Annotated in this window: 13 protein-coding genes; 6 read left to right on the top strand and 7 right to left on the bottom strand. The window is 63.9% G+C overall.

Going from position 1 to position 12,279, the window contains the following annotated elements:
- The 3 genes from ACN8ZM_RS19645 (at position 1) to ACN8ZM_RS19655 (ending at position 2,755) form a co-directional block, all read left to right on the top strand.
- Positions 1-1,110, top strand: a complete 1,110-nt coding sequence (locus tag ACN8ZM_RS19645) for a malate/lactate/ureidoglycolate dehydrogenase (protein ID WP_420212113.1) — start codon at positions 1-3, stop codon at positions 1,108-1,110.
- On the top strand, positions 1,080-1,868 hold the full coding sequence (locus ACN8ZM_RS19650; protein WP_420212114.1) for a TfoX/Sxy family protein: 789 nt from the start codon (positions 1,080-1,082) through the stop codon (positions 1,866-1,868). The genes ACN8ZM_RS19645 and ACN8ZM_RS19650 overlap by 31 nt, the downstream gene beginning before the upstream one ends.
- Positions 1,869-2,176: 308 nt before the next feature.
- The gene (locus ACN8ZM_RS19655; RefSeq protein WP_175022121.1) at positions 2,177-2,755 is read left to right on the top strand and encodes an NnrU family protein; all 579 of its coding nucleotides are present in this window, start codon (positions 2,177-2,179) and stop codon (positions 2,753-2,755) included.
- Positions 2,756-2,814: 59 nt separating this feature from the next.
- Here ACN8ZM_RS19655 and ACN8ZM_RS19660 read toward each other — a convergent pair whose 3' ends face one another.
- From ACN8ZM_RS19660 to ACN8ZM_RS19690, 7 genes are all read right to left on the bottom strand, one after another.
- A complete protein-coding gene (locus tag ACN8ZM_RS19660; protein ID WP_205824822.1) occupies positions 2,815-4,194 on the bottom strand; it encodes an amino acid permease in 1,380 nt (459 codons plus the stop codon).
- Between the two features lie 300 nt (positions 4,195-4,494).
- A complete protein-coding gene (locus ACN8ZM_RS19665) occupies positions 4,495-5,232 on the bottom strand; it encodes a sulfite exporter TauE/SafE family protein (protein WP_175022123.1) in 738 nt (245 codons plus the stop codon).
- Between the two features lie 124 nt (positions 5,233-5,356).
- Positions 5,357-5,935: a DUF488 family protein gene (locus ACN8ZM_RS19670; protein ID WP_420212115.1), complete on the bottom strand. Its 579-nt coding sequence runs from the start codon at positions 5,933-5,935 to the stop codon at positions 5,357-5,359.
- Positions 5,932-6,159 (bottom strand): DUF2945 domain-containing protein, encoded by a 228-nt coding sequence (locus tag ACN8ZM_RS19675; protein ID WP_006490334.1) that lies wholly within the window; start codon positions 6,157-6,159, stop codon positions 5,932-5,934. Before ACN8ZM_RS19675 ends, ACN8ZM_RS19670 begins: the two co-directional genes overlap by 4 nt.
- A gap of 199 nt (positions 6,160-6,358) precedes the next feature.
- On the bottom strand, positions 6,359-7,162 hold the full coding sequence (locus ACN8ZM_RS19680; protein ID WP_420212116.1) for an SDR family NAD(P)-dependent oxidoreductase: 804 nt from the start codon (positions 7,160-7,162) through the stop codon (positions 6,359-6,361).
- A gap of 363 nt (positions 7,163-7,525) precedes the next feature.
- Positions 7,526-7,726 (bottom strand): hypothetical protein, encoded by a 201-nt coding sequence (locus ACN8ZM_RS19685; RefSeq protein WP_420212117.1) that lies wholly within the window; start codon positions 7,724-7,726, stop codon positions 7,526-7,528.
- Between the two features lie 282 nt (positions 7,727-8,008).
- Complete coding sequence (locus ACN8ZM_RS19690; RefSeq protein WP_420212118.1) at positions 8,009-8,782, bottom strand: GntR family transcriptional regulator; 774 nt, start codon at positions 8,780-8,782, stop codon at positions 8,009-8,011.
- Between the two features lie 215 nt (positions 8,783-8,997).
- Between ACN8ZM_RS19690 and ACN8ZM_RS19695 the strand changes: the two genes are divergently transcribed.
- From ACN8ZM_RS19695 to ACN8ZM_RS19705, 3 genes are all read left to right on the top strand, one after another.
- On the top strand, positions 8,998-10,494 hold the full coding sequence (locus ACN8ZM_RS19695; RefSeq protein WP_420212119.1) for a class I adenylate-forming enzyme family protein: 1,497 nt from the start codon (positions 8,998-9,000) through the stop codon (positions 10,492-10,494).
- The gene (locus ACN8ZM_RS19700; protein WP_420212120.1) at positions 10,494-11,252 is read left to right on the top strand and encodes a citryl-CoA lyase; all 759 of its coding nucleotides are present in this window, start codon (positions 10,494-10,496) and stop codon (positions 11,250-11,252) included. The genes ACN8ZM_RS19695 and ACN8ZM_RS19700 overlap by 1 nt, the downstream gene beginning before the upstream one ends.
- A gap of 64 nt (positions 11,253-11,316) precedes the next feature.
- Complete coding sequence (locus ACN8ZM_RS19705) at positions 11,317-12,276, top strand: VOC family protein (protein ID WP_420212121.1); 960 nt, start codon at positions 11,317-11,319, stop codon at positions 12,274-12,276.
- The last annotated feature ends 3 nt before the right edge of the window (positions 12,277-12,279 follow it).

The following is a 12,279-nucleotide window of genomic DNA, read 5'->3' on the forward strand; positions in this document are numbered from 1 at the left end:
ATGACCGCACTGCCGACGCCCGATACCGAACCGCTGCGCATGCGCGCCGAACCGCTGCATGCATTCGTCGCGGCACTCTGGGAACGGGCGGGCAGCAGCGAGCGCGAAGCAACGCTCGTCGCCGATCATCTGGTCGGCGCGAATCTCGCGGGCCACGATTCGCACGGGATCGGGATGATTCCGAACTACGTCGCGTCGTGGCGGGAAGGGCAGTTGCAGTTGAACGGGCATGCGTCGATCGTCCGCGACGGCGGTGCGGTGCTGACGATCGACGGCGGGCGCGGCTTCGGCCAGGTGATCGCGTTCGAGGCGATGGTCGAGGGGATCGAGCGCGCGCGACGCATGGGCATCTGCGCGATCGGGCTGCGCGACGTGCATCATCTCGGCCGCATCGGGCACTGGGCCGAGCAGTGCGCGCGCTCGGGGCTCGTGTCGTTCCACTTCGTCAACGTGCCGGGCGACCTGCTGGTCGCGCCGCTGCACGGCACCGATCCGCGCTTCGGCACGAATCCGTTCTGCGCCGCGTATCCGCGTGCGGGCAGGCCGCCGCTGCTGCTCGATTTCGCGACGAGCGCGATCGCGTACGGCAAGACGCGCGTCGCGTACAACCAGGGCAAGCGCGTGCCGGCCGGGTCGCTGATCGACCATCGCGGCCAGCCGACCGACGATCCGGCCGTGATGCACGAGCAGCCGTTCGGCGCGCTGCTGCCGTTCGGGCTGCACAAGGGCTATGCGCTGGCGGCGATGTGCGAGATTTTCGGCGGCGCGCTCGTCGGCGGGCATACGACCTACGGCGACACGCTGCAGAAGACGAGCGCGATCGTCAACGGGATGCTGTCGGTGCTGATCGATCCGAACGCATTCGATGCGGCCGATGCCGAGCGTGAAGCCGATGCGTTCGTCGCGTGGGCGAAGGCGTCGCCGCAAGCCGGCGATGCGCCGGTGCAGGTGCCCGGCGAACCGGAAGAGGCCAGCCGCGCGGCGCGTGGTGCTGATGGCATCCCGGTCGACCGCGCGACGTGGCGGCAGATTCGCGAGAGCGCGGCGGCAGTCGGCTTCGACGACGCGGCGCTCGACGCGTGGACGCAGCGCTGCACGGGGCGCGCATGAGCTGGCAGTCGCAGAAGGCGCACGGCGAGGAGATCGCGTATCAGCTCGCGCCGCTCGGCAACGTTACGGTTGTGCGGTTCTTCAGCGGTGCGGCGATGCGGCTCGACGGCGTGATGTTCGGCTTCATGTCGCGCGGGTCGCTGTTCCTGCGTGTGGATGACGTGAACCGTCCGGCGTTCGTTGCGGCGGGGATGGGGCCGTTCTCGTACGAGCGGCCGACGCGCACGGTTTCGCTCGACGGCTATTACGAAGCGCCGGCCGACGTGCTTGAGGACGCCGGCGCGCTGTTCGACTGGTGCCGCAGCGCGTATCGCGCGGCGTTGCTGGCGGGGCCGCCGAAGCGCAAGGCTAGGGCGGTGGCGAAACCGGCAGCGGAAGGGAAGGCGGCGGGGACACGGACTAAGAAGCCGGTGGCGAAATCGGTGGGGAGGCCGGCGGCAAAGCCGGTAGCGAAACCGGCAGCGAAACCAGCAGCGAAACCGGCAGCGAAACCGGCAGCGAAACCGGCAGCGAAACCGGTGGCGAAACCGGTGGCGAAACCGGTGGCGAAACCGGCAGCGAAACCGGTGGCGAAACCGGTGGCGAAACCGGCAGCGAAACCGGCAGCGAAACCGGCAGCGAAACCGGCAGCGAAACCAGCAGCGAAACCAGCAGCGAAACCAGCGGCGAAACCAGCGGCGAAACCAGCGGCGAAACCAGCGGCGAAACCGATAGCAAAGCCGGCACCGAACCCACCGGCGAAACGCAAGCAAACTTAATACCGAACGAGCGAAGCGACAGCTTCGCGCATTTCGTTTTCCTTTCTTTCGATCTCGAACGCCGGCCGATACGCATGGCGCGCGGCGCGTGATGCCCGGCGGCGCGCCCGCACAGGTGCGCAAAAACCTCCGGCTTGCCGCACCGCACATCCCCATGCTTCACAACGGCGGCCTCGGCGTTTATGATCGGCGCGGGTCGCACCCGTGCCTGGCGCGACCCGTGCCGGCCTCGCCGCCGGCCCCGCGAACGGCGCATCGTACGCCGTGCGGGACGCTTCCCCACTCATCATTCCAGACGGAGACAACCGATGCTCGTCCTGATTCTCGGTTTAGCGATCTTCCTCGGTGTGCACTCGATCCGGATCGTCGCGGACGGCTGGCGGTCGGCGACGATCGCGCGGATCGGCGAGAAACGCTGGAAGGGCCCCTATGCGATCGCATCGATCGTCGGTTTCGTGCTGATCATCTGGGGGTACGGCATGGCGCGCCAGGGCGCGACGCTGCTGTGGGTGTCGCCGGTTGGCGTGCGCCACCTCACCGGCATGCTGACCGCGATCGCCTTCGTGCTGATCGCCGCCTCCTACGTGCCCGGCAACCGCATCAAGACGCTGGTCGGCCATCCGATGGTGGCCGGCGTGGCGGTGTGGGCGATCGCGCACCTGCTCGCGAACGGCACGCTGCACGCCGTCGTGCTGTTCGGTGCCTTCTTCGTGTGGTCGCTCGTCGATTTCGTCGTGTGGCGCGCGCGTGACCGCCGCGATGGCGTCCGCTATCCGGCGGGCAAGCTGTCGGGCGATGCCGTGGCGATCGTGGCCGGGCTCGTCGTGTGGGCCGTCTTCGCGCTGTTCCTGCACGGCTGGCTGATCGGCGTGCGGCCGTTCGGCTGAGCGGCCGAGAGGTTGAGCGGCGGCACGCCGGCGTGCCGCTCGCTCGCCGAGGGTAACGGTCAGCGCAGCTTCGCGCCGGCCGTGTCGCCGAGTTGTGCCGGTTTGCGGCGCAGGAAATACGCCGCGACGATCGCAAGCGCCGTCAATACCGTGAACCAGAACTGGAAGCGCGAATCCGGGTTGAACGCCTGCGAGCCGAGCACGGCGACCAGCGCCAGCAGCGCGATCCAGTTCGACACCGGATAAAACCACGCGCGGAACGCCTGCGGATCGCGTGGTACGTGCTTCTCCTGCCGGCGCATCGCGAAGTGCGCGACGATGATGAAGATCCACACGATCATCACGAACGCGCCGCTGCTCTTCGCGAGCATCAGGAACAGGTCGCCGCCGCTCACGAAGTGAATGCCGAGGATCGACACGCAGATCGCCAGGCACAGCACGAGCGCGTTCATCGGCACGCCTTTCGCGTTGGTCCGGCCGAACATCGCGGGCGCGTGGCCGCGCTGGCTGAGCGAGAACAGCATGCGCGAGTTCGAGAACAGGAACGAATTCATCACCGACATGAACGACACGAACAGCACGATCTTCATCGCGACGGCCGCGCTCGTGAAGCCGGCCATGTTGAAGAGCGATACATACGGCGATTTCAGGTTGGCCTTGTCGGTCCACGGCATGCACAGGATCAGGATCGACACCGATCCGACGTAGAACACCATCACGCGCACGATCACGCTCTTGATCGCGCGGATCACGTTCTTGCTCGGGTTCTCGGATTCGCCTGCCGCGACGGCCGCGATTTCACTGCCGCCGAGCGAGAAGATCACGACCATCACACCGGCGAGCACGGGCGAGATGCCGTTCGGCATGAAGCCGCCGTGATCGGTGAGATTCACGAGCCCGGGCGCGGGAATGCGCGGCTGGAAGCCGAGCAGGATCGATGCGCCGAGCGCCATGAACACGATGATCGTCGCGACCTTGGCAAACGACAGCCAGTATTCGGCTTCGCCGAACGAGCGGACCGAGTACGCGTTGCTCGCGATCAGCGTGACGAGCATGAACAGCGCGCCGGCCCACACGGGCAGCCACGGCAGGAAATCGTGGAGGATCGCGCCGAGCAGGATCGCCTCGACGGTGATCGTCATCATCGACTTGAACCAGTACAGCCAGCCGACCGCGAAGCCGGCCCATTCGCCGAGATAGCTGCTCGCGTAGGTGGAGAACGACCCGCTGTCGGGATTGCGGGAGGCCATTTCGCCGAGCATGAACATGACCAGCGTGACGATCACGCCGCCGATCAGGTACGACAGGATCGCGGCGGGGCCGGCGGTCGCGATGATGGCGCCGGAGCCGACGAACAGGCCCGCGCCGATCACGCCGCCAAGCGCGATCATCGTGATGTGCCGTTGCTTGAGGCTCTGCCTCAACGAGTTGTCCTGCATCTCCTACCTCTTTTTATTGTTGGCCTGTCGGCCGGGAACGCATCGGGCGGTACGTCGGCAGGCGTTCTGCCGCCGCACAGGGCGCCGATGGCGAGGGAGCGTGTGTGACGCGATGGGCCGGGCCGCCGGCGGTGAATCGGAATGGCGGCCGCGAAGTGCCGGTCGGTGCCCGCGAGCGGGCGATGACGACGGCAATCCCCGATTGTGGGCGGACACCGCCGTCACGGCAAACGAGATATGCGAAAGACGTCTTGCGGTTTGCTCATCAATTGCCGCTGCGGCGGCGGCAAGGGGCGTGCGTCAGATCGGCTTGACGAACAGCCCGACGGTCAGCACCGCGCCGATGCAGACGATCCCGATCCGCAGGATGCGTTCGTTCACGCGTTGCAGCGCCCACGTGCCGAGCAGCCCGCCGACGATCGCGCCGCCGCCGAGCGCCAGTGCCGAGCCCCAGTGCAGGTGCGGCGACGTCAGGAACAGCACGACGGCCGATGCGTTCATCACGCCCGCGAGCGCGTTCTTCGTCGACATCGCGTGACGCGGCGACAGGCCGGCCATCGTCAGCACGGCCATCATCAGGAAGCCGAGCCCGCCGCCGAAGTAGCCGCCGTAGATCGCGATCATGAACTGCGAGAGCGCCGCGGGGACGGTGCCGAGGTGGCCCGTGCCTTCGCTGGGCTTGCGGAAAAAGCTGCCCCACGCGAACACGATCGTCGCGAACAGCACGAGCCACGGCACGAGGCGCGAGAAGATCGACGACGGGGTTTTCAGCAACAGCAGCCCGCCGAGCGCACCGCCGACCACGCTGATGAAGAACAGCGTGCGAAACGACAGCTTGCCCACGCCGCGCACCATGTTGCGGCTCGCCCAGCCGGTCGTGACCTGCGCGGGAAACAGCGCGACCGTCGACGTGATGTTCGCCGCGAGCGGCGACATGCCCGACACGATCAGGGCGGGCAGCGTGACGAACGAGCCGCCGCCCGCGAGGGCGTTCTGCAGTCCGGCCCACAAGCCGGCGACGATGACGAGAGTGAGCATGGGGTGCAACGGGCGAGGTGGCGGGGCCCGCTTGCCGGAGGCGGGCAGGCGCGGTGGAGGCCCGATGATAATGCAGATCGCGATGGTCGGAAGCCGACGCGGGTGCGCGGCCGTGCGGGCGACGTCACGCGTGCGGTGGCGTGCCGGCTTCCGGTGTGGCGGTGTCGTCGTCGACGTCCGGATAGACGATCGAGCCGTCGGGCCGGATGACCGCGCCCGCCGTGAGGTGTGCGGGTTCCACGCGGTTGCGGCCCATGATGTGCAGCACCGTTTCGCCGCGTGCGATCAGGTAGTCGGACACGATGCGACGGTGGCAGCGCCACCACACCGCTTCCGAGCACATGATCGCGCAGCGCTGGCGATGCCCGTCTGCGATCAGCCGGTCGAGACCGTCGCGAAACCCGGGTGACAGTGCGTAATCGGCGTAGCGGTGAAAGCTCTGGTTGGTCCAGAAGTCGTTGACGTCGTCGGGCACGTCGTGCGACTTGCCGCGCAGGCCGCCGAGCTCGGCGATGTGCTCGTAGGCGATGCCGGTTGCAGCCAGCGCGTCCGGCAGCGTCGCTTCGTTGAATTGCGGATGGGTGCGTGAGCGCGTCATCTTGCGGATATCCGCGAGCAGCGCGATATCGACCGCGCCGAGCATGTCGACGAATTCGTCGAGCGTGCGGTTCGAATGGCCGATCGTATAGAACGGGAGCGTCATGCGTCGTCCTTGCCCGCAATGCGCTCGAGCACGCGGCCGCGGTGCGCGGCGATGTGGTCGGTGCGATCGCTCTTGATCTCGTACTGCGGATCGTCGGGCGATGCGCGATGGCGGTGGCCCTTGTAGTCGAAATCCGCGGTGTGGATCGCGATGATCGTGCCGGTCACGTAGCCGGCCTCCGAATTCCACCGGACGTGGTCGCCCAGCCTGAATGGTGTGGTCATGCAGGAGGCCCTCCTTGCGCGGTTGCGGTGTGCGTCGATCCTTGCCGTGACTGGCCGGGCCGTTTCACGAAACGGCGGCAGGGCGTGATATTTCGTGCGCTATCTGTCGACGGCCGGTCAGTATCGCACGCTGAGTCGATCGGCGCGATGCTCTCAAGCGCGGAAGCTTTCACGGTTTCTGGTACGGCACATCGCAATCCTATCTCGAGTTGACGGTGAGGCCGCCGTCGATTGCGATGCGTGCGCCGTTGATGTAGCGTGCCTGGTCAGAGGCAAGATAGGCAACCATATTGCCGATTTCTTCCACGAACGCCCAGCGTCCGGACAAAATGCCCTTCGCAAGACAAAATTCACGCAACCATTCGCCGACGTCCTTGCCCGCATTCTGGGCCATGGTCCGCGCCCATTCGTCTCGCCATTCAGTTCCTACCAGTCCCGGCACCACCGCATTGACGTTGATCTTGTGATTCGCAAGATCAGCAGCGAGATATCCGGTCATGTGAATAAGCGCAGCGTTATTCATCCCGTAAGTCAGGGCCGGGTTCCAGGTCATCGTTCCCGATGCGCCGGTGATATTGATGATTCGTCCGGTTCCATTGGTCGGAATCAGGGGGAGGAACTCGCGAATGACTCGCAATGCCCCGAGGTTCTTGATTTCGATCTGGTTGAGCCAGTCGCTGTCATCCCACAGGATTTCACGATCACGCCGCTGAATCGCCGCCCCGGCATTATTGATGACGATGTTGACGTTTCCGTAATGCTCTTGAGCCAGCAAGCTCGCGTGCCTGACTTCGTCGGGCTTTGTAATGTCGGCGCTGACAGGTAGGGTCCGTACGCCAAACTCGGCTGCGATGTCGCGAGCCGTACGCTCGAGATCGGCAGTGCCGCGTGCCAGCAGCACGAGGTTCACGCCCTCGGCGGCGAGCGCCCTCGCGATTCCTTTCCCTACGCCCTTGCTTGCTCCCGATACGAGTGCGGACCGTCCGTTGAGATTCAATTCCATGGCTGTCTCCTTTCTTCGATGTTCCTTCTTGCATTCAAAGTACAAGCGGATTTGGCTAGCAACATAGAACGGAATCAGCCTGTTATCGTTTGATCTCGAGGCGGATCCTGATTTATGCGAGCGTTAAAATTTGGGGCTGCGCGTACAATGCAATTGCGATTTCGGTATGAAATCCGGGCGTGTGTCGGCAGAGATCGCGGTAGGGCGTTCATTATTGCCGCCCGGTTGTCGAGGCATTTCGCTACGCCAATCGCGTGAAGCAGATATCAGCGCGATGCGATAGCAGATCGTGCCGTGACTGCATGGACGATCGTGTCTTCCGTAATGCATGACGAGCACGCGGGAATGCTTGGGCGTGTCGGATCAGGAGTCGAGGATCCTGGCGTTATAGCCTGCATCGTCGAATGCAACGATAAACTCTTCGGGAAACAGCCACGAATTGACGACCACACGCTTTGTGGCCCGATCGATCTCGATACCGGCGTCCGGATCGACCCGTCTGACTTCATGTGCGATGGCGTGTTCGGTCTCGTCGTCGATCAAGTGATCAAGTAGAAATTCCATGATTCGATTCCTGTTGGCGGCAAGCGTGCGTCGTGCACGTGCCATCGGCCAAATTTCATCCGTTTGCGCTCGGGCTATCCGCATCCGAAACAGGGACACGAACGTCGTGCGCGATTGGCCGAAAAAGCGAGATGAGTGATCCGCAAAACAGAAAACGGATCGCAGGAATCACGTTAAGGGAATTGCAATGCGTTCGATAGATCGGGTTCGTCGAACATAGTGTTTTCGCTGAACGAACGCGGGCTGTGAGTTTGGCGTAGCAGACGGCTTGTACGTCTCGTTTCAGTGAGGCGCATGCGTCAATTGGAACGACATCGAATAGCTGAAACGGCTTGCGGGATGCACGCCGGACGTTACCTCGATGACCGTATCGTGTGCGTAGTAGGTTCGGACAATGCGCAGCCCTGCCGAACCCTCCGGAACGTGCAGTGCCGCAGCCTGCTCGCCGACAAGCAGCAGCCCCTGAATTTGCTGCTCGACGCGTGTCGCCCTGACACCGAATTGCTGCTCGAGCATTGTATGAACCGGCGTGTCCAGCGTTTTCGACACGCCCTTCAATTTGCTGTAGCGGCCAGTGACATAGAGGTCGACGAGCGCTATCGGCTCGCCGGTACCCGTAACGTCATATCGAATGCCCTCGATGTGCAGCCACTTCGTTCCCGGCGGACAGTGGAGGAGCGGGGATTCTGCATCGCTGGCCGGGCGCACGGTGTGTGCCACGATATCGAGTCGCGTGCCTTGTGCATAGCGAGCAAGATCCGACAACGAATCCATCGACTGCACATAACGCGTCTGTGGATAGCGCGCGATCACGTGCGTGCCGACACCCGCCTGACGGTTGATCAGACCGAGCTCGCACAACTTCAGTATGGCCTGGCGCACGGCGTAGCGGCTGAGATTCCACTGCGCGCACAGTTCGGCTTCCGTCGGCAGCATGTCTCCGATCTGGAATTCGCCGGTGCCGATGCTTTGTACCAACGCGCGAGCAAGGTCGACGTGACGAGGCTGGGGCGAGTCCAGCGAGACGATGTCCGGCGCGTGGGTGGGGGCGATCATGGGTCGGTAAAAACGGGGTTGAGCAGCGTTCAGTATAGCGGGCGCCCCTTCGATTTGTTCGAATATTCGTACGCCTGTGGGTAGACGAGGTTCCTGGAAGCGCATCGAGTGGCTTCGGGTATATCCGAATGTTCGAACATTTGAACAATTCATAAAGTTCAGCCATGTACTGATGGCGCTCGAACCGACAGCGCCCTGATTCCGGAGCTCGTTTCATGTATCCAATCGATTATTTCTGGCGTGCCGCGCAGCGACATCCCGACCGCCCCGCCGTGATCAGCCCGCAAGGCAACCTGTCGTTTTCCGAGTTGGCGGAAATCGTGCTCGATCGGGCCGCCACGCTCGATCGCGTTGATCCGCGGCCGCGCAGCCGCGTGTGCGTCGGGGCCTCGAATTCGGTCGACCATCTAGTGGCGATTCTTGCGATTCTCGCGGCCGGCAAGGTCTGGGTGCCGCTCAATCCGCGCAACGGCGATCCCGAGTTGCGCCGAATTGTCGATTTCGTCGAGCCGTCGCTGGTTCTTGCCGATACGGCGATGCTGGCACGCCTGGAAGGGATCGATGCGCCGCTGCAGCCACTTGAAGTTCTGGCATGCCAGGGCGGAACTCGCCTTTCGCTCGCGATGGGGCCGCTGTCGCGCGCGGGTATTCATCCGGAGGAGGCGCAGGCGATCAAGTTCACCGGAGGCACGACGGGTTTCCCGAAAGGGGTGATCCAGCCGCTGCGTGCGTGGACGACGAGCATCGCGACTCAGATTCATGAACTGGGATTGCAGCCAAGCGATCGTTATCTCGTCGCGGCGCCGATCACGCACGGGACGTCGACCTACATGCTGCCAATCCTCGGCGCAGGTGGCGCGCTGGTGTTTCCCGACTATGCGAAACCGGGTGCGTTGCTCGACGCCGCAAGCGCGCACGACGTGACCATCTTCTTTGCGCCTCCCACGCTGATCCAGGCGCTCGCGGAGGAGCAGCGTCGTGAGCCACGCGCGCTGGGTGCACTGCGGTACCTGGTGTACGGCGGTGCGCCGATGCGTCCCGAGCAGATTCGCGATGCGCAGACCGTGTTCGGTTCGATTGTCTGTACGTCATTCGGTCAGACGGAAGCGCCGCAGATCATCACGTTCCTGCCGCCGTCGGAAATGACCGGCGACAACCTCGCGTCGGTTGGCCGGCCGTCGCTGCTGACTCAGGTGGCAATCGTCGGCAAGGACGGGCGGCCGTTACAACCGGGCGAGGAGGGCGAGATCGTCGTGCGGGGTGGCCTTGTCATGAGCGGGTATCTGAATGCGGACGACGAAACACGCAAGACCTTGATCGACGGCTGGCTGCATACCGGCGATGCGGGCGTATTCGACGAGCGCGGCTATCTGTTCCTGCGCGACCGCATTCGCGACGTCATCATTACCGGCGGATTCAACGTCTATCCGGGTGACGTCGAGGTTGTCCTGTGCCGTCATCCGGCCATCGCGGACTGTTCGGTGGTTGGCGTTCCAGACGACAAGTGGGGCGAAGCCGTACATGCGGCGGTGCAACTGCGGGCGGGAGCGAGCGTGGGCCCGGATGAGCTGATGGCGTTTGTCAAGCTCGAGCTGGGGGCGGTCAAGACACCGAAGATCGTCCATTTCTTCGATGAGTTGCCGCGCAGCGCGGTCGGCAAGGTGCTCAAGCCGGCGGTTCGCGATGTCATTCTCGCTACACGGGGGCAGTGATGGCAGACCACGCCGATCAACCGCACACGCGGCTCTGTCGTTACACCACGGATGCCGTGTATTACCGCAATAGCAACCTTGTCGACGACCTGATCGGCAAAGCTAGCTTCATCGACGTTTTCATGCAGCAGACCTTCGGTATTGCACTGGCGCCCAACCAGCGGCGTGTCATCGATGCGATTCTCGTGACGCTGATGGAGCACGGCATGACGCCCAGTGCGATCGCAACCCGGATGATCTACTCCAGCTCGCCAGAGAATCTGCAGGCCGGCGTTGCCGCCGGCCTCCTCGCGGTGGCCAGCCGCTTTGTCGGCACGATGGAGCCCGCTGCGGAACTCCTCGCGCGAATCGTGGCGGCGAAGGGAGACGAACCGCGCGAAGCGGCGGCGGTAGCACGCGAGTACCGCGCGCGTCGCGAACCCGTTCCGGGATTCGGCCACCATCTGCATCGGCCGGACGATCCGCGAGCGGTCGCATTACTCGCGCTCGCGCGCGATGCCGGTACGCATGGCGCTCATTGCCGTGCGCTCGAGACCCTGGCGACGGAGGTCGATGCCGCCTCGGATAAGCACATCACGATCAATGCGACCGGCGCCATCGCGGCATTGCTGGGCGACCTTGGCATTCCGCCGACGCTGATGCGCGGCTTTGCCGTGCTCAGCCGTGCGGCGGGGTTGATTGCCCATATCGCGGAGGAGCAGCAACGTCCGTCAGGCCGTTTCATCTGGCAGCTTGTCGATGAAGCGATGACCGGCTAGTGCATCGGCGATTTCCCGTCTGCCGCGCATTCGTATCGGATTCGATTCCATGAAGGAGACACAAATGACCCAAATCAACCAGGCGATCATGCGCCACCATCACATCACGCTGTGCGTAGGTACTGCGCAGCAGGACTATGACTTCCATACGAAGGTCCTGTCGTTGAAGAGCGTGAAGAAGACGCTCATTTACGACGGCATGGCACCGTTCTATCACCTCTATTACGGCAACGACCTCGGTGAAGAGAGCACGCTGATTACCTGCTTCCCGGTGGCGCACTTCGGACGCAAGGGGCATCGCGGCGCGGGACAGATCGGTGGCCTGTCGCTGTCGGTTCCCGAGTCGGCCATTCCGTTCTGGGAAAGACGGCTCGCGGCTCACGGCTTCGACGTTCGGCGATCGGAACGTTTCGGCGAACAGGTCCTGTCGTTTTCTCATCCGTGCGGCATCCCGTACGAGCTGATCGGAATTGCGGACGATGCGCGAAAGCCGTATTCGAATGGCGAAGTGCCGGCCGAACTGGCGATCCGTGGTCTGCACACGATCGGTGTGAACGTGCGTGACATGGAGGCATCGCAGGAATTCATGCAGCAGGGCTGGTCGGCGCACGAGGCCGGGAGGGACGGCAAGTATGCGCGGTATGCGTTCGGCGACGGCGGTTCCGGGAAGTTCGTCGATTACGTGCTGGAACCGGATTTGCAGCAGGCGAGCTGGACCTACGGCGAGGGGATCGTGCATCACTGCGCGTTTCAGGTTGCCGACCGTTCGGTGCAGGATCGCGTCAAGGCAAATCTCGAAGGACTGGGTTTCACCGACACGTCGGAGCGCAAGGACCGCGGCTATTTCGAATCGATTTACGTTCGCACCCCAAGCGGCGCCATGTTCGAGGCGACTGTTTCGAAGCCGGATGCTTTCCTGATCGACGAACCATACGAGAAGATGGGGCAGACGGTGCAGCTTGCGCCGCAGTTCGAAAGCCAGCGTGCCGTGATTCTCGAATCGCTGGAAGCCCTCAATTACTGAAAC

This window comes from Burkholderia aenigmatica, assembly GCF_048627025.1.
GTDB classification, from domain to species: domain Bacteria; phylum Pseudomonadota; class Gammaproteobacteria; order Burkholderiales; family Burkholderiaceae; genus Burkholderia; species Burkholderia aenigmatica.